The sequence below is a fragment of the Thermogemmatispora argillosa genome (genome assembly GCF_059696725.1).
In genome coordinates, this window is sequence record NZ_AP019377.1 from 255,857 (window position 1) to 272,110 (window position 16,254).

Here is a 16,254-nt window from a genome sequence, read left to right on the forward strand (position 1 = left end):
TTTCTATAAAATAGTGCACAATCGCCTAACAGAGGATAGTGTATGACAACGCTCTACATCAACAAAGCGAGCGGGACATTCGCCGACACCCTGCTCGCCCTGGGCATGGCCGACCTCATGCGGCTCTGCCTGGCGCGCCTGGGTCGTCTGGAGCAGCCGCCGGAGATCTACGATGCCGGCCAGAGCTTTCTGATCCAGCTCCCTGCCGTTGCAGAAAGCGACCTGACGAGCAGTGACCGCCTCGCCCTGCTGCGACCGCTGAGCACGGCCAAGCAGCAGGAGCGGCAGGCCAAGAAGGGCCGTTCGTTCAGCGAGGTCGAGATCTTCGACTACGAAGCCGAGCAGGAGAAACAGCGCCAGCTTCAGGCGCAGCTTGCCAAGCTGCCGCCGGAGAAGCGATCTCCCAAAGCGCGCCTCAATCCCACGCCGGAGCTGCAAGAGATTCTCAGCAACGGCCCCAGCCCCGAGCTGGAGCACTACAAAGCTATTAACGTCATGAAGGTCGCCGACACCTTCAACGAGCTGGCGCTGCGTTGGGTGAGCCTGAGCGCCGAGCAGCAATGGTTTGCCGTGCGACTGCTCTTCCGCCTGTTCTCCGCGCCGCTCAACGACGTTGAGCAGGCACAACACACCTGGGAAAAGTGGGCCAAGGAGCAGGGCCTCAGTAGCAAGGCCCAGGCCACCGCCGTCCAGCTCCTCAACCCGACCAGCGGCAAGGGGGCCAATGCTCCTAAAAGCAACCGTCTGGCGGTCGGCGGCCTGGAAAATTTCTGGCTGCTGGAACTGGTCAAGTTTCGCGGCTTCATGCTGGGCGCCGCCCCCTATACCCTCAGCGGCAGCAAGGACCGCAAAACCTTTGTCGTGTTGCCCGAGAGGGTGGAGTTGGAGACGCTCAGGGCCATCATGCAGAAGTTCCGTGAGATCTGCTGGTCCAGCACCGCCATCAAACAGGACATTCTGGCCGCGCTGCGCCTGGCCCAGGTCCTGGTGAACCACCGGCGCAACGAGCTGGCGAGCAACCAGAATCTTGACCCGGACGAGCTTCCTCCCCTGGTCAGTATCACTCACGGGCTTGACGTGGCCTTCTACAAGGATATGGGCAGCGCTCACGCGGTGATGAATGTCTCAACCATCAATTTGCCGTCATGGCTGCCTCCGCGACCGCGCTCCGTCGCCGAGGCCATGCAGATCGATGACCTGCTCGACGAGCACATCGCCATCATCAACCGCATCGAGGGATCACAGGGGAAAGAAGGGAGCGAAGAGCTAGAGCTGCTGCGCATCTATCGCGATTTCCTTTCCAGTCATGATCTTCGCCTCTTCTGGTACTTCGCAGCCAGCTATGGCCCCTACCTTTTTCGACAGCGGGAACGCGAGAAAAACGAAAAGCGCTGGCTGAGACAGTTTTCCAGCCAGGGACTTGACAAACTTGTATTATTGGAGAGTGCAGCAATGGAAACGAAAAAAGGAACACAGGACCTGAAACTAAGCCCCATTCTTCAGAATAAGGGCTTCCAGCGCATCGCCTCGGCCATTCGTGAGGCCACGGTCAACGCCCAGCGGCGCCGCTTCCAGGATAGCAACTATCCTTACGAGGTGCGCTACGGACTGGGGCAGGAGCTGCTGCGCAAGATTCATCGCCGCGACGAATTCATGCAGGCGCTCAGCGAATTCCTGCTGCAGTACAATGCCGAGACGGCGCGCGAAGAGGAGAAACTGGCGCAGAAGCTGGGACATGCCTTGCGTCCAGAGGACTACCGCCACCACCATCTGCGCTACCCTGTCACGACGAGCGACATTGACGAGTTCACGACGCTCTTCGACCAGTATCCCTGCGAGCTGGTGGCCTCGATGCTGCTCTCCTACGGTTACGCCCGCTGGGGCAAGGCTGAGGAGAGCGGCCAGAGCGAAGAGGATACAGAGACAGCCGCCGCTCAGGCTCAGTGACCCCAACCTTTTGGTAGTAGATAGCACAGTTATCACCAATCATAGATAGAATAGAAAGGCAGGAGCAAACTATGACGAACATGCCCATCTCGCTCTCAATCGCCGCCCGCATGACCCTGAACATGCACAGCCTCAACAACGAGGGAGGCGAGGGGAACCAGATTCAGACGCGCATGGTCGATATCGTCGGCGACGACGGTCTGCTGCACACCGTCAACGCCATTTCTGGCGACATGCTCAAGCACGTGCTCATGGAGCACTTCTACCGCCGCGCCCGCGAGGAGGGCCTGAGCCTCTGCGCCGGCTGCCAGCAGTTCGATGCCAACCGCATCAATGCCGATAGCGACTTCATCAAGGGAGCAGGCAACACAGGCGCGGCGCTCATCGATGCCCTATTGCAGCGCTGCGCCATGGACGACGTTGGCGGGATTTTGGTGACAGAAGGCGGGCGTTCGGTCCCCCGCAAGTCCGTCTGTGAATTCGGCTGGGTGGTGGCCCTACCTGAGCGCGTGCGTACCGATAGCTACTTCCACGTCAAGTACGCCCTGGAGCGCGGACCGGGAGCCGCCCGCAAGGAAGAGGGAGATGAGCACAGAGGGGCCAATCTTGGTCAGAGCATCTTTCATCGCCCGGCCTCTAGCGGCGTCTACGCCGTGGTCTGCCATGTCGAACTGAATCGCGTGGGCTACAACGATATCACGCAGAGCTACGCTATCAGCGCCGAGGAACGCCAGCGCCGCAGCCGAGTACTCCTGGAAAGCCTGCTCTATAGCTTCCTGGAGCTGAACGGAGCGATGCGCTCGACGCAGCTTCCCCACCTGTTGGCACTGGAAGGCTTCATCAGCACCAGCGAGACCGCTACGCCGGCGCCACTGGTCAGCCCGCTGCTCGGCGGTAGCGACGAGCCGCAGGCCTACCGCGAGCAGGCAGCGGCCATTGTTCGCGCCCTCAATGGCGATGGTCCCCAGCATGTGCGCTTGCAGACCTTTGACACCCTGGCTGAGTTCTCTCAGCAGATGCGCGCGCTCATCGACAGCATTACTCCCGAGGCGGCCTCGGCCTAGGTCGGTCGGTATATTCCATTAGGAAGGAGGCAGACGACCAATGTGGATTGTCGCGCAATACCTGCCGGTCTCCTTTTTCTCGTTGCGACCGGCCAGCGCTACATCCTCGGGTGGTCAGACGCTGCTGGTGCCGACCCCCTTCGCCATCAAGATGGCTCTGCTCAGTACGCTGATCCGCACTCGTGGGCTGGCAGAAGGGGAACGCCTGTTCCCCTCTCTACGCGATCTGCCCATCGCTCTTGAACCGCCTGAGCAGGCGGTCGTCATCAAGGGCTTTAGCAAGATCCGCCGCGAGTTGAAGGACAAGAGCAATCCAGAAAAGGCCGCTCGCGCTCGTTTGGAGAAAGAGTATCCTTTTCAGCCGACAATTGCCTATCGTGAATACGTCAGCTATTATGGAAGCCTGCGCCTGGCCTGCGAGGTCGCTGAAGAGAGTCCTTTAGCAGCGGTGCTGCCGGAGCTGCTGATTGGCCTGAACTATCTGGGCAAGCGCGGCGGCTTTGTCCAGATCGTAGAGCCACCTCAGCCACGTGCGGAGCTGCCCGCCGGCACCTTCCTGCTGTTGACCGCTTCGCGGCAGGAGGCATTTCCCATTGAGGGAACGCTGCAGGTGCTCGATGACTGCGGGCCGAAGCTGACGTTCGCTCAGGCCAACATTTATACTGATGAGCGCATAGTACTGAACCGGGACCGCGTGCTCCGTCACGTGGTGCTTCCGTATCAGCGCTGGCGCTCCTCACACGCCTATAGCTGGTATCGCCGCCTGCCTTTGTCGTGAGAGAGGCAAGAGCAGGCGGCCAGTGGGGCAGCTTTGGAGCAGCGCCGTCCTCTGTCCCGGCCAGGGAAGGGCAGAGGCTCCGCTTATGGATGTGCCATTCCTGACATGGAAGGGAGAGCCTATGCTGACAACCTATCACCTGCTGTGGACCATGCGCGTTGAGACGCCGTTGGAGCTGGACGCTTCTCCAGGGACGGCGCTGCGCGGCGCGCTTTTTTCGGCAATTTGGCGTCGCTTTTGCATGAACAAGCAGGCGCGTACCTGCCTGGAGTGTCAGCTCCTGCAGGTTTGTCCTGTCAGCGCGCTCCTGGCGCCGGCTGATGATCTGCGGGCACCGACGCTGCAGCGCCTCAATGGCCAGCCCTGGGGGCGCGATATTCCGCGTCCTTATGTGCTGGAGCCGCCGTTAGAGGTTGGGCGACGCTACGAGCCGGGCGAGCAGCTCGTGTTTGGTATGACGCTCATTGGCCGGCGCGTGGAGCTGCTGCCTTACGTTATGCTCAGCAGCCAGGAACTGGAACGCCAGGGGCTTGGACGGCCTTTGCCAGAGAATGGCTCGCCTCCCCGGCGCGGTGAGTTCCGCATCGAACAGATCGAGGCCTACCATCCGTTTAGCGGGGAACGGCAGCAGCTCTATCGGGCCGGGGAGCGCCAGGTGACGACGCCGACGCTGGCTGTGCGGGCGGAGGACGTGCGCCAGCGGGCGCTAGCGTTGTCGGAGCAACGAGTGACGTTGGCTTTCTTGACTCCCCTGCGCCTGGTACGGCATGGCACGCTTTGCAAAGAGCCGGATTTCGCCACGCTCGTGCAGCGCTTGCTTGAGCGTCTGGAGCAACTGGGGCAGGCCTACGGCGACGCGGAAGAGGCGCGCGCTCTGGCGGCCCAGCGTGGGCGTCTGTTGGCCCTGGCGGCGACGGTGCGCTGTGAGAAGCACACTACTCGCTGGCAGGATATGCCCAGCTACTCCCGTCGCCTGCGACGCGCCACTCCTATTGGCGGTTTGGTGGGGCAAGCAACCTTTGTCGGCGAGCTGGCAGGGCTGCGGGAGCTGCTCGTGTGGGGTGAGCTGGTTCACGTGGGGAAGGACGTGGTGAAGGGGGATGGCTGGTATCGCGTCAGCAGTTCAGTGAAGGGGGACAGCCTCCCCACGGCTTGTTTCCCCTGGCTCCAGAGTCATGCCCATGCTTCCTTTAGTTGGGGCTATGATGGATGAAGGCATCTGATTCGGTCAGAGCTGGCCTGTCCTGGTAGGGTGGGCTGCTCACTTCCTCAGTCAGCGGATCTCTCTGCCACAGGCAGCTCTGGCTCTGGCAGGCTCAGATGCCCGCGCCTCAATGCTTGCTCTGCTGCTGAGCGCCAGCTCATTCCTTATAAGCCCGAAAAGCACAACAATTTTTAATTGCAGAGCATAATACTATAATGGCTTGTCCCCCCAAAAGCCCCTGTCTAGCCCCAAATTGAGCCTTGCACGTTGCTTATCATTTTGGCATTTAGTATGGGACAAGGTGCGTGGCTGCCGTTAAGAACGGCGGCGGATCAAGGAGGTAGCGTCACGATTCCGGTTTCCTCCTGGCAGGAGGCCTCCCCATGTGAGTATTCAGGAGAGCAAGGAAGGCGTCCTTACCCTACAGCAACGGCTCAAAACAGCTCTCAGGGAGAGCCAGCGTATGGATACTTTGCGCCGCCTTGCCTTTGACCGCTCTCATGGTGCTTCATGCTCTGCCTGGCAGCCACTATGCTGCTGGGGAAGAAGAGACCAAGCAGTGGCAGGTCAGCCGCCGCTACGGCATTTTGGGAAGGCCCTGGGGCATCGCCATTGACGCTACTGGTATTGTGCGTGGCAGCGGACCAGTCAGCTCTCAAGAACAGATCACAGCTCTGGTTCAGACAGTGGCGCCAGGCTTGAAAATGCCCGCTACTTCGGTTAGACTGAAGCGGATTTGAGATTCAACAGGCATCGTTAGAGAAGCAGCAAGGTAGGTAGAGTTTCTGATGCAATGGCGTAACCGTTTGCTCCAGGTAGCAATTATTCTCTTTGTGTTGCTCCTGGTGAATCTTATTCTCCAGTACTCGGCAGCACAGGGGACCTTAAAAGGAGCCGTCGGCGTCCTTTCTTGGGTGCTGCCCATTCTCTTGCTGGCCCTGGGCTTAGCTGCCCTCTGGCTGGCCTACACCAGACGCCAGCTTCCCCAGGCGCGCCTTCAGAGGGGAGGTCTCTCGGGCAATACCGGTTTATTCCTGCTTGGGCTCATTGTAGTTATCCTGGCGCTCGTATTCTTGCTACAGAATATCGCGTCCTTTTTATGATATTGCATGCGAGAAAAAGAGGAGCAGAAGATCAGTGAAGGATCAGGAATCGCCTGCGCTCGTACTGGAGAAGGTCAGCCGCTCTTATGGCAGTCTGCGAGCCCTGGACGCGGTGAGCTTTGTCCTGTATCCAGGGGAACTGGTAGCCCTGCTGGGAGAGAACGGCGCAGGGAAAACGACGACGCTGCGACTGATCGCCGGTTTGCTCTCGCCTGACGCCGGCCTGATTCAAGGAATGGGCGGACGGATTGCCTGGGGCTCCAAGGAGATGAAACAGTTCATGGGCTATCTGCCAGAGGACCCTTTTCTGTACGAGACTCTCTCGGGCTTCGAGTTCCTTGAGCTAGTAGGCGCTTTGCACCGTCTGCCGCGCTCTCTTTGCCAGCAGCGCGCGGAGCAGCTACTCACCCGTTTGAATCTGCGCGAGGTGGCCCAGCGCCGTATTCAGAGCTACTCGCAGGGCATGCGACGCCGCCTTGCTCTCTGCAGCGTCTTGCTGCACTCTCCCCGTCTGCTGCTGCTAGACGAGCCACTGAATGGCCTTGATCTGGCCAGCGTCCGTGAGGTCAAACTCCTCTTGAGCGAACTCTGCGCTGAAGGGAGCGCCGTCCTTGTTTCGACTCATCTGCTCGATGTCGCCGAGCGTCTCTGTTCTCGCGCCATTATTCTTTCTCATGGCCGCGTGATTGCCGATGGAGCCCTTGAAGAGCTACGCCGTCAGGCCAGCCAGGGAGCTGAAGCCTCACTAGAAGCCGTCTTCTTTGCTTTAACTGCTTCTGATCACGGGGTAGTTCACAGTGAATCGTGAAGCTCTGTTTGGCCTTGTCAAGCGCTAGCGTATACAGGATCACGGGAGGCCCACTTTGCCCGCTGATGGCTTCTTCTCGAGACGAAGAGCCAGTTGGCCCGAAACTCTACATCAGGGCTGGAGGCTCCTCTATGTGTACAGCAAGATGGGCTGGCACCGCCAGAGAGAGCACGGCTTCCACAGGCTTACTGTCAGCTTTCTGGCGCTAGCCCTGCTGGCTTTCTGCTGGTGGCTGGGGCACAAGCTCGCCCTGCCGCCGACTCTAGCGGGTCGGGTGCTGCCGTCCTTTCTGCCGGGCGGCCTGACTGGGCTATGGCTGTTGTGTCTCAGTTGGCAAGTTGTACAGGCTCCAGCCGCCCTCTGGGATTGGCCCGATCTGGAATGGTGGTTGACCGCTCCAGTGCCCTTAGCATTCGTCCTGATGCGCGCCAGTCTGCGCCTGTTCGCTACCCTGCGCGGTATAGGGATGATCCTGCTGGCGTTGGGGGTGTTGGCTCTGGCAGCCCTACATCTCTCGCCGCTTTTGTTCCTCTCTCTCGGCTTACTGCTCCTCTATGAGGCACTCTGTTCGACGCTCTTCGCCCTGTTGCTAACCTTGTGGCTGGCCTCCTACTTCGGCAAGCGTCGCCTGCGGCAGCTCATTATTGGTGTGGCGGTCGGCTCTTGCTGCCTGCCACTAGGGCTATTTCTTGTGACGCTCTTCCCCACAGGCGGCGAGCATCTGAGAGCGCTGCTCCTCTCGACGGGCATGGTGTGGCCTGGAACTATCCTGACAGATCTGATCTTGACTCTCGCCGGGAGCGCAGCCGCTTCCTCGCCTGCTCCGTTGCCACCATTAGCCTCGCTGGCCCTATTGACGGCCATGATCGGGTCCCTGTTGCTCCTGGGAGGGGCCTGCCTGTTGGTGGGCAAGCGCGGCTATCGTGCTGGCTGGGAGGGCACCTTGATCGCTTCTGGTCAAGGGACTCTGCGCGGATCAGCGCTCCGCAGTCGTTTGCGCGGAGGAAGCTTGTGGGAGCTGGCCTGGAATTTGCGTCTGGGGTCTCCCGCTGTAGCTGCTTTGGTCGGCTTTTGCTGGCAGGATACCCTCTACGATTGGCGCCGCCTCTCCAGCATTGTGATTTCAGCCTTTCTCCTGCTCGCCGCCTGCTGGCGCACCACCCTGAGTGGTCCGCTGGCGCTCCCTCTCGCATTGGCTTTGATCCTGAGCCTTGATGCGCTGGTGGCGCGTATGGTGGGATTGCCTGCCCTGCAACGCTTGCTGCAGGCCCGCTCTCTGTTGCAAATGACTCCGACTACGGCTGTGACTCTGCTGTGGTCGTGCACGCTGGCAGTTGGGCTGCCTCTGCTTCTTGTGAATGGCTGCCTTTTTGTACTGACCCTGGCGCTGATGCCTCTCACGTTGACGCTGGCCTGCCTTTTCGGCCTCTGCCTCGTCGGCAGCGGCCTCGGCTTCAGTGTGCTTGCGGTCACTACAGGCTGCGCGACAATGCGCACTGTGAGCCTCGGAGGGAGCCAGCGGGCCAGTGCCCTCCTTTTTCTGCTGGGTGGTCTGGGCCTGGCCCTAAGCACCTTGCTTCCGCTCGGTACGGCGACGCTGATGGGGCTTGACCCAGTCTCACGCCAGTTGGTGCTGGCTTTGCTGGAATCCATGTTCCATCTCGCTTTGCCTCCCTGGCTCCAAAGGCTGCTTTTTTGGGGACTGCCCTCGGCTACTGTTGTTTTCCTGGCCGTTCTGACCGCGCGGAGCGCCAGGACAGTGCATGAGCTTCTCAGCCCGACTCCTTGAGTTCCGGGCGCTCTCGCTCCAGAGAGTGAGGAAAGGGGATGTAGCATGCCGGTCATCGTCTTTATCGCTATGCGCTTTGGCCTGGCGGCTTTGTTTCTCTATGCCGGACTGCAGAAGATACGTATACAGGAACACTTCTACGCTACTATTGTGGCCTTTCAGCTTGTGCCGGAGTACCTCGCTCGCCTACTGGCGCGACTTTTACCCGCAGTTGAGGTAGGTTGCGCTCTGGCCCTGCTGCTGGGAATAGCAACACGCTGGATGGCTTTCGCCCTGCTCAGCTTGCTCCTGGTGTTTTCTGGGGCTTTGGCAACGGCCTGGTGGCGCCATCTCTCTCTCGCTTGCCACTGTTTTGGAGAGGCCGGCCCGGGAGAGGTCAGCTCTTTTCCTCGCTCTTTATTGCGCAATGCGGGTTTAGGGTCAGTGGCTCTGGGAATAGGGCTGGCACCTGCCCCAGCTCTCCGGCTGTTGTTTCCAGCCCTGTTGGTCGATCGCTCTTATCAGCTGGGGTTGCTCGGCGCCTTGATGGCCCTGACACTCCTAGTGACCACCCTGGCGCTCTGGACGGTTGGCGCCAGCTTCAGGAAGCAGCAGGTTCTTGAGTAATGGCAGCGGGCGATACCGTAGCAGAGCTTTGCTGGCAGGGACCTGGTTCAGGCGGATGGCCGTTTCTCATCCGCAGGAACCAGGCTGCTTTTTATCAGAGGGCTTCACTTCACAGGCAAACACTAGCCGGCCAGGGCGCCGGCATCCACCAGCAGTGTGCTACCAGTCATCAACAGCGATAGATCACTGGCGCAGAAGAGAGCCACCCGCGCCACGTCATCAGGGACACCCGCCCGCCCCAGCGGCAGGCTTTCACCGAAAGAGTCGCCGAGCACGTCCGGTGCACCGACAGCCGCCATCTCTTGCCGCAGCTCGGCAATACCAGGCGTGCGGATCAGCGTCGGAGCCAGGGCCAGCACCCGAATATTGTAGGGGCCAAATTCAATGGCCAGGCTCTTCGTCAGGCCTCGTACCGCATGCTTTGAGGCCACATAGTGCGCCAGGCCGGCCCCTCCTTGATAGCCAGCCGTTGAGGCCAGATTGATAATCACGCCGCCGCGCTGGGCCTGGATCATGCAGCGCGCCGCTTCCCGCGCCCCCAGAAAAGTCCCTCGCAGATTGATAGCCAGCACGCGATCCCACTGCTCATCGGGCATCTCTAGCGCTGGGCTACTTGGATAGATGCCGGCATTGTTGACCCAGATATCCAGGCTGCCCAGCTCCTGCAAGGCTCGCTGTGCCAGGCCGCGTACCGAGTCGCTGTCTGTGACATCGACAGGCGCGAAGAGGGCCTGCACCTGGTAGCGCGCAGCAATGTGCTCCGCCGCAGCCTGGCCCTCATCGGCCCGCACGTCGCCCAGCAGCACCCCAGCCCCCGCCTCAGCCAGACGCTCCGCAATGGCCAGGCCAATTCCACGGGCGCCGCCCGTAACAACGGCGTTGCGCCCGCGCAGTGAGATCAGTTCAGCCAGACTCTTGTTGCTCACATCGGGGATCGCCATTCCTGGTACTCCTTTCTTGTCTGCTACTATGGTCTGTTCAGCCAGACTGCCGAGGCTACTCCGCTCCGTTGAGTTCCGGCGGAAGGTGGGACCAATAGATAGCATATCCCCAAGTCGAGGTTGGATGCGAGCCAGTGTTAGCCTCCTCTCCTGACCTGATGTTGCCTCCGGGGTAGAAGAGGCCACCCCGCCGCGCTCTCTCCTGCCTCTCATTCACCGATGTCAGGCCATGCGGCAGGCTCCACTCCGAGGCCGCTTAGTGTCTTGCGCATACGCTTGAGGGATACGCGATGCGATTGCGCGCTCGCGGGCTACACTGCTGTCTGGGCTGCACTCCTATGCCAGAGCTGTTTTATGGCGCGAGTGCGCCCGCTGAGGGCTGGGGGCAGGGTGGCTGTTAGTCAGGGCGAGAAGGGGCAGCAGCTTCTTACTGCTGCTCCCTCCTCGTCAGGGGGAAACCCAGATGATTCACTCTAGCGGAATGGCAGCGCAGGGACTGCCACGAAGGTCCGCGGCCCCTGCCAGGCGAGCCGCTGCCAGTGGGTTTACTGACTGACGATGAGCAGGGACTTGATAGCGCGGCGCTGATCCATCGCGGCGTAGGCCTCGGCAATATGATCAAGGTCGGTGGTGAAGTCAAAGACGCGGCCCGGGTTAATCTGGCCGGAGAGGACGGCCTCTACTAGCAGGGGCAGGTAGGCGCGGACGGGAGCCGGACCGCCGCGCATGCCAATATTGCGGTAGAAGGTCGTCTCAGCAGGAATCTCGACCTCGTGCGGGACGCCGACACGCCCGACGATAGCCCCGGGGCGCGCGATGGCAAAGGCGGTCTGATTGGCTTCGTTGGTGCCGACGCATTCAAGGACAGCATCGGCTCCGACGTTATCTGTGAGGCTCAAGACGGCCTGGACTGCTGCGTCGCCACGTTCGGCGACAATGTCAGTGGCCCCGAATTCGCGAGCCAGTTCCTGGCGCTTGGGGTGGCGGCTGAGGACGATGATGCGTTCAGCCCCGAGCAGGCGCGCCGAGAGGACAGCGCAGAGGCCAACGGCGCCATCGCCGACGACGGCGACGGTTTGGCCAGGCTTGACCTCGGCAGAGACGGCGGCATGGTAGCCAGTGCCCATGACGTCGGAGAGGGTCAGCAGCGAGGCCAGGACTTCATCGGAGAACGGCGCTCCTGGGACGGCCATAAGGGTGCCGTCGGCCAGGGGCACTCGTGTGCGCTCGGCCTGGCCGGCGACTCCTTCGATGCCCTGGCCGAAGAAGCCTCCGCGCATGCAGGCCGTGTGGAAGCCGGCGCGACAGTGGGGACAGGTGCCATCACTGATGGCAAAGGGGGCGATGACGAAGTCGCCGCGCTTGATGGTCTTGACTTCGGGCCCCACTTCTTCGACAAAGCCGATGAATTCGTGACCGATGGAACCTTCGGGATGGGAGGCAATACCGCGATAATACCAGAGGTCGGAGCCGCAGACACAGGCCCGAACGATGCGGACGATGGCGTCGGTCGGCTCTTGAATGACTGGATCTGGTCGCTCTTCCACTACTACTTTGCCAGCACCACGAAAGATGGCTGCTTTCACGTCTATCTCTCCCTTCTCTTACTCGCTCATCTACAGGAATGTTCGGTAATGGTTTTGTGAGGAGTGCGTCTTTGCTTTGCTTCTCTCTTTTTCCGCTGGGTATTATAGAGACGCTGTCGGGAAGGGTAATAGAATAATCTTCGTCAATGATTGGCGAATTCTGCAGGGAGCGATATGGATGATGCGGAAGAAGGTAGGCAGCACGTGCGGTTGGGAGTTGGACCTGTCTCAGTGGTCTCGTGGGAATGGCAGGCCCAGGTCAGGCAGGTTGCCCGCGCGGGTCAGGCGGCCTGGCCTGGGAGCCGGGCCAGGCGCTGAAGAGCGCGGGCGGACAGGGTCGGTATCTGTACCCGGGTTAAGATTGGGCGAGAGGCGAGCGCGGCGGATGGACGACAGCGGGGTCGGCGGGTGGCGGCGTGAGGCGTGTGCGATAGGGCTGGCCCGTTTCGCTAGCGCGCTGCAGCTCGTCGTAGATTTCCAGGATGACTCTCTTGGTGCGGTATTCGCCGTATTGTTGCTCATCTTTACGTTTGACGATGGGGAAGGTTTCCATGATGTAGTCGACGTCGTCGCGGGCGATGCCGTAGAGGTGGAAGTAGGCGGCGTCCAGCTCGCAGCGCAGGAGGAAACGCCGCGCTTCGTCCCAGCAGAAGGGCGGGCCGTCGTAGCCGCAGTCGCGGGCGAAGTCGGCCAGGTCCCAGGCGGTGTAGGTCAGTTCAAGGGCGCGCGGCTTGATCCAGTCGCCGAGCGTGAGATGGCTGTCCCAGGGGCACGGCTGGCTGTAGCGCTCGGGCGGCAGGACGGGGAGCTGTTTGACCAGATAAAAGTCCAGGTGAATGCCTCCGCATTTTTGACGCACTACGAAATCATAGGGATAAGTGTTGAGGTTAGCAAGCAATGATGGCACTAAGCGTATTAATCTCTCCGGGATCAGTAAGACAGGAGAGGTATCTGCGGCGGCTGCCACTGGTGCAATCGCAGCGATATAGGTTCTTGCATCAGAGCTTCGTGCTATACGCCGATATAGCAGTATCCAATACTTTTCCCAGTCCTTGAGACGTTTCTCTACTTCATAGAGCGAAACCCAATAACGTGATAATGATAGGTAGCAGGGATCTCGATGCTCATCTACTGTTGTCTCTCTAAATTTTTCTTTTTCTACAGCATCAAAGGAACTTGCAAATCGATGATCAAAGTGATTGATCATCTTACCCTCGTAGAGCGGCAAATAAGCCTCTTTCCCCCTACGAAAGATGTTCCCCTCCAGCCGCCAGCCCTCGCGCTCCAATTGCTCGCGCGTGCGGAAGAGATGTGAATCGCTGGTCATGTTGAATATACCCTGGCGAAATCTCACTCCCCACGGATTTTCTTCCGGCGGGCCTTCCTTCACCAACACCGGCACGCGCTCATAGATAGCCTTCGTCAACTGCATATTGCGGCGCGAGCGAAAGACGGGGCAGGTGCGCGTATTGGGATTGATCAGGGCAATATCCGCAGCCGAGAGCGAGAAACAGCGCTCCGGCGCCTGCAGCTCCGCCACCTTGTGCAGGAAAAAGGCAAAGGTCGCCCCCTGCGAGACCGGCTCCGCTGAGCCCGTCAGCGTCAGCAGACAGAATTTGTAGCTCCGGTGAACTGCAGGGAAAATGCCAGTAGCGTTCTCAAAATCATAGAGGCTGAGCAGCGAGCGCGAGGAGATGATCGCCTGGAAGAACTCTTTCGTCGTATGGTCGGTCGCAATGCCAGAGGGCACAATGCAGCCCAGGCGTCCGTGCGGAGCAATCAAATGGCGCATGGTCTCGGCAAAAACAGCATAAGTGTTAATACGCCCACTGCTACAGAGAGGATAGCGGCCAGAATCTCGAATGAAATGACGTAAACTATCTTCTTGCCTCTTAGCCTCCAGAAATTGCTGATATAGAATTGAGTTGCTTTCCTTCAACGCCTTTATCTTCCGTTTGCGCTCTGCCCCCACTGCTTCAGCAATCGATGAGTCACGAGTCGCAAACCACTCTTGTTCTTTAAGCTCAGCATGCTCCCAGGGCGGATTAGACAGCACCACATCGAAGCCGCCCGACCAGCCGGTCTCAGCATTCTCCGGCTCCTCGCCCGGCGCCGGCAGATGAAAAACCCCCGGAAAAGCCAGATGCCAGTGAAAGAAACGATACTGCTCACGCAGGCGCTCAATCTCCGCCTTCATCCAGCGCGGCACCTGCGCAGGCGCCTCCTCAAACTTGCGCCTGATCCCCTCCGTCACCGGATACGGCAGCTCAGCCGTCCGCCGCTTCTGCCAGACAAAGGCCGCGCACCAGGCATCGGCCAGCCAGCACGCCCGCTGATACTCGCGCGAACTCAGCAACTGACGATAGCCCTCCTGCTTACGATGCAGCTGCTCGACATCGTCATCGCCGATCGCCTCCATGCGCGTCAGGCTCTCCTCGATGACGTGCTGGTCCTCCCAGAGCTGCGCATCCAGCGTGAACAGGTCGAGCTGGCCTGCCCGCTGGGCCCGATTGAGCTTCTTGTACTCCCGGCACATCGCAGGGTCATCGCCCTCGACTTTCTCAAAAGCGCTATCAGGAATGCCCTGGCGCAGCAGGGCCGGCGTCGCCCCGATCAGGCTATTACCACATTGAATATGGGCATCCAGGAATGAAAAAGGCTTGCCCGGCTCCATCGCCTCCAGCCACAGATTCACCTTGCACAGCTCCACCGCCATCGGATTCACATCGACCCCATAGAGACAATGCCCCACCACATCGCGCAAAGCCCGCCGCCGCGCCTCCGGTCCCGGCTCCTCGCTGCCCGTGCGCACCGCCGCCAGCCGGCGCGCTATGCGATGGGCCGCCGCTATCAGAAAATGGCCACTGCCACAGGCCGGATCACAAACCTTCAGATTCAGAATGGCCCGCTCAGCATCAGGCTGCTTAGCCGCCCGCTCCAGCACCGGCTCCAGCGCCGAATCGAGCAAGCACTCAATCAGGTCGCCCGGCGTATAGTAGCTCCCCGTCGTCTTGCGCTCGCTCCCCGTGACCACCTTCAGCTCAAAGCTCGTCTCCTCCAGGTTGATGAAAGGATGCATCTCCAGCAGCGACTCGTAGACGCTCCCCAGCTCCTCGGACCCCAGATCCTTGTAGTTGACCACGCGATAAACCTTCTGCTCATCCTGGACCGTCGCCAGAGCCCGCACCGCCACCAGCAGCGCATAATTCGTCAGCTCGCAATCGGCCAGATCGGGCAGCGCTTCGCGCGAGAACAAAAACCCATTCAGCGCCGGCAGCCCCAGCTCCGGACACCCCTGCTCGCTGCCCAGGCGCTCCATCACCAGACGCAGCGCCCGATAGAGATCGCCATGCCGCGTTCCCATCCGCCAGCGCGCCAGACGACGCAGCCGCGCCGTCGAATAATAGTTCACATAGCGCGAGCGTGCCTCCGCAGCGGCATCGGGCCGCAGCAGCACGTCGCGATCTTCCGCCACAAAGAGCACAATCAACCGATAGACCAGGTGCAGCAGCTGCTGATAATAGCCCATCGCACTCAGCTCGCCGGAGCGCAGGCGCTCGCGCAGAGCATGATTGGCCGGATGCACCAGAAAGCCATGCCCCAGCTCTTTGATGGCCGTCGTCACCCCCTCACGCAAATGCTCCAGCGCACGCACCCCCTCCTCATGCGCCTGACGCGACCAGCGCTCCAACCAGCAGTCAGCGGGATTCTTGCCCTCAAAGCGCGACTGATGGCAGAGCAGCCAGAAGAGCACAAAATCGGCGTAGGCCTCCCCGCTCAGCATCGTCTCAAGATCGAACTCTAGATAGGCCTGGCGCGTCAGACTGACATTGCGCCGCAACAAACGCAAACGCATCCCATTTGAGACGATGCCCCACAAATGACCCGACGAACGATTCAACCATTCCTGAACCAGACTAAAAGGACTGCTCCGGCTACCACTCGGCAGACGCTGCGTCTGATCGAGATCGGTCCGGTAGCCCACCAGATGAATGGGCACCTGCTGCCAGAAATAAGCGATCGGATAGCTCTTCGCCCCAATCATTTGCGGAGGCGCCTCAACCAGTTGACCGTAGCCCAACTCGCGGAAGAGCGGCAACAGCCAGCGCTCGCGCGTCAGCCGCGCATCATCTCCCTGCGGCGCACGGGCCCGCGCCTCATGAAAGCGCAGCCAGGCGAGGCGAATGCGAGCCCAGGCATCACTGATCACCTCATTGAGCTGCTCACCCTGTCGATGATAATCAGCCGCACTCAGGCCCCCCAGGGACTCATCTTGCTGAGCGATACGCGCCAGAAGATCCTGGGGCAGCAAAGCCCCCTCAGACTCGATTGTCGAGGACACCATTTCTTGCCGTTGCTGCATAGTGGGAGCCTCAGCCTTTCGTCTCTGGAATCAAGCGCTTGTGCTCAGAAAAGAGCATGACGGAT

General features: G+C 60.4%; 12 protein-coding genes. 9 read left to right on the forward strand and 3 right to left on the reverse strand.

Translation table 11 applies throughout. From position 1 onward, the window contains the following. Positions 1 to 42: 42 nt before the first annotated feature. The 9 genes from AC6H1L_RS01045 to AC6H1L_RS01085 all read left to right on the forward strand — a co-directional run bounded on the left by AC6H1L_RS01045 (position 43) and on the right by AC6H1L_RS01085 (position 9,299). Positions 43 to 1,947 carry a hypothetical protein gene (locus AC6H1L_RS01045; protein ID WP_497599699.1) on the forward strand — a complete coding sequence of 635 codons (1,905 nt, stop codon included), beginning with the start codon at positions 43 to 45 and terminating at the stop codon, positions 1,945 to 1,947. 71 nt (positions 1,948 to 2,018) lie between these two features. Beyond that, on the forward strand, positions 2,019 to 3,011 hold the full coding sequence (locus AC6H1L_RS01050; protein ID WP_497599700.1) for a DevR family CRISPR-associated autoregulator: 993 nt from the start codon (positions 2,019 to 2,021) through the stop codon (positions 3,009 to 3,011). 40 nt (positions 3,012 to 3,051) lie between these two features. Further along, the gene (locus AC6H1L_RS01055) at positions 3,052 to 3,789 is read left to right on the forward strand and encodes a hypothetical protein (protein WP_497599701.1); all 738 of its coding nucleotides are present in this window, start codon (positions 3,052 to 3,054) and stop codon (positions 3,787 to 3,789) included. A gap of 121 nt (positions 3,790 to 3,910) precedes the next feature. Then, on the forward strand, positions 3,911 to 5,002 hold the full coding sequence (gene cas6, locus AC6H1L_RS01060) for a CRISPR system precrRNA processing endoribonuclease RAMP protein Cas6 (RefSeq protein WP_497599702.1): 1,092 nt from the start codon (positions 3,911 to 3,913) through the stop codon (positions 5,000 to 5,002). A gap of 479 nt (positions 5,003 to 5,481) precedes the next feature. Continuing rightward, entirely contained in the window at positions 5,482 to 5,733 is a 252-nt protein-coding gene (locus tag AC6H1L_RS01065; RefSeq protein WP_497599703.1) for a hypothetical protein, read from the forward strand. A gap of 48 nt (positions 5,734 to 5,781) precedes the next feature. Next, positions 5,782 to 6,096, forward strand: a complete 315-nt coding sequence (locus AC6H1L_RS01070; RefSeq protein ID WP_497599704.1) for a hypothetical protein — start codon at positions 5,782 to 5,784, stop codon at positions 6,094 to 6,096. Between the two features lie 34 nt (positions 6,097 to 6,130). Next, positions 6,131 to 6,904 carry an ABC transporter ATP-binding protein gene (locus tag AC6H1L_RS01075; RefSeq protein ID WP_497599705.1) on the forward strand — a complete coding sequence of 258 codons (774 nt, stop codon included), beginning with the start codon at positions 6,131 to 6,133 and terminating at the stop codon, positions 6,902 to 6,904. Positions 6,905 to 7,037: 133 nt separating this feature from the next. After that, entirely contained in the window at positions 7,038 to 8,693 is a 1,656-nt protein-coding gene (locus AC6H1L_RS01080; RefSeq protein WP_497599706.1) for a hypothetical protein, read from the forward strand. A 45-nt stretch (positions 8,694 to 8,738) separates the two neighbouring features. Further along, positions 8,739 to 9,299 carry a MauE/DoxX family redox-associated membrane protein gene (locus AC6H1L_RS01085; RefSeq protein ID WP_497599707.1) on the forward strand — a complete coding sequence of 187 codons (561 nt, stop codon included), beginning with the start codon at positions 8,739 to 8,741 and terminating at the stop codon, positions 9,297 to 9,299. Between the two features lie 122 nt (positions 9,300 to 9,421). Here AC6H1L_RS01085 and AC6H1L_RS01090 read toward each other — a convergent pair whose 3' ends face one another. The 3 genes from AC6H1L_RS01090 to AC6H1L_RS01100 form a co-directional block, all read right to left on the reverse strand. Next, on the reverse strand, positions 9,422 to 10,240 hold the full coding sequence (locus tag AC6H1L_RS01090; RefSeq protein ID WP_497599708.1) for an SDR family NAD(P)-dependent oxidoreductase: 819 nt from the start codon (positions 10,238 to 10,240) through the stop codon (positions 9,422 to 9,424). A gap of 545 nt (positions 10,241 to 10,785) precedes the next feature. Beyond that, positions 10,786 to 11,826: a zinc-dependent alcohol dehydrogenase family protein gene (locus AC6H1L_RS01095; RefSeq protein ID WP_497599709.1), complete on the reverse strand. Its 1,041-nt coding sequence runs from the start codon at positions 11,824 to 11,826 to the stop codon at positions 10,786 to 10,788. Positions 11,827 to 12,181: 355 nt separating this feature from the next. After that, on the reverse strand, positions 12,182 to 16,189 hold the full coding sequence (locus tag AC6H1L_RS01100) for an Eco57I restriction-modification methylase domain-containing protein (RefSeq protein ID WP_497599710.1): 4,008 nt from the start codon (positions 16,187 to 16,189) through the stop codon (positions 12,182 to 12,184). Positions 16,190 to 16,254 lie beyond the last annotated feature (65 nt).

Excerpts from the sequence above, each read along its gene's own strand:
- AC6H1L_RS01045 (WP_497599699.1), top strand. The coding sequence starts at position 43 with ATGACAACGCTCTACATCAACAAAGCGAGCGGGACATTCGCCGACACC.
- AC6H1L_RS01050 (WP_497599700.1), top strand. The coding sequence starts at position 2,019 with ATGACGAACATGCCCATCTCGCTCTCAATCGCCGCCCGCATGACCCTG.
- AC6H1L_RS01055 (WP_497599701.1), top strand. The coding sequence starts at position 3,052 with ATGTGGATTGTCGCGCAATACCTGCCGGTCTCCTTTTTCTCGTTGCGA.
- cas6 (WP_497599702.1), top strand. The coding sequence starts at position 3,911 with ATGCTGACAACCTATCACCTGCTGTGGACCATGCGCGTTGAGACGCCG.
- AC6H1L_RS01070 (WP_497599704.1), top strand. The coding sequence starts at position 5,782 with ATGCAATGGCGTAACCGTTTGCTCCAGGTAGCAATTATTCTCTTTGTG.
- AC6H1L_RS01085 (WP_497599707.1), top strand. The coding sequence starts at position 8,739 with ATGCCGGTCATCGTCTTTATCGCTATGCGCTTTGGCCTGGCGGCTTTG.
- AC6H1L_RS01090 (WP_497599708.1), bottom strand. The coding sequence starts at position 10,240 with ATGGCGATCCCCGATGTGAGCAACAAGAGTCTGGCTGAACTGATCTCA.
- AC6H1L_RS01100 (WP_497599710.1), bottom strand. The coding sequence starts at position 16,189 with ATGCAGCAACGGCAAGAAATGGTGTCCTCGACAATCGAGTCTGAGGGG.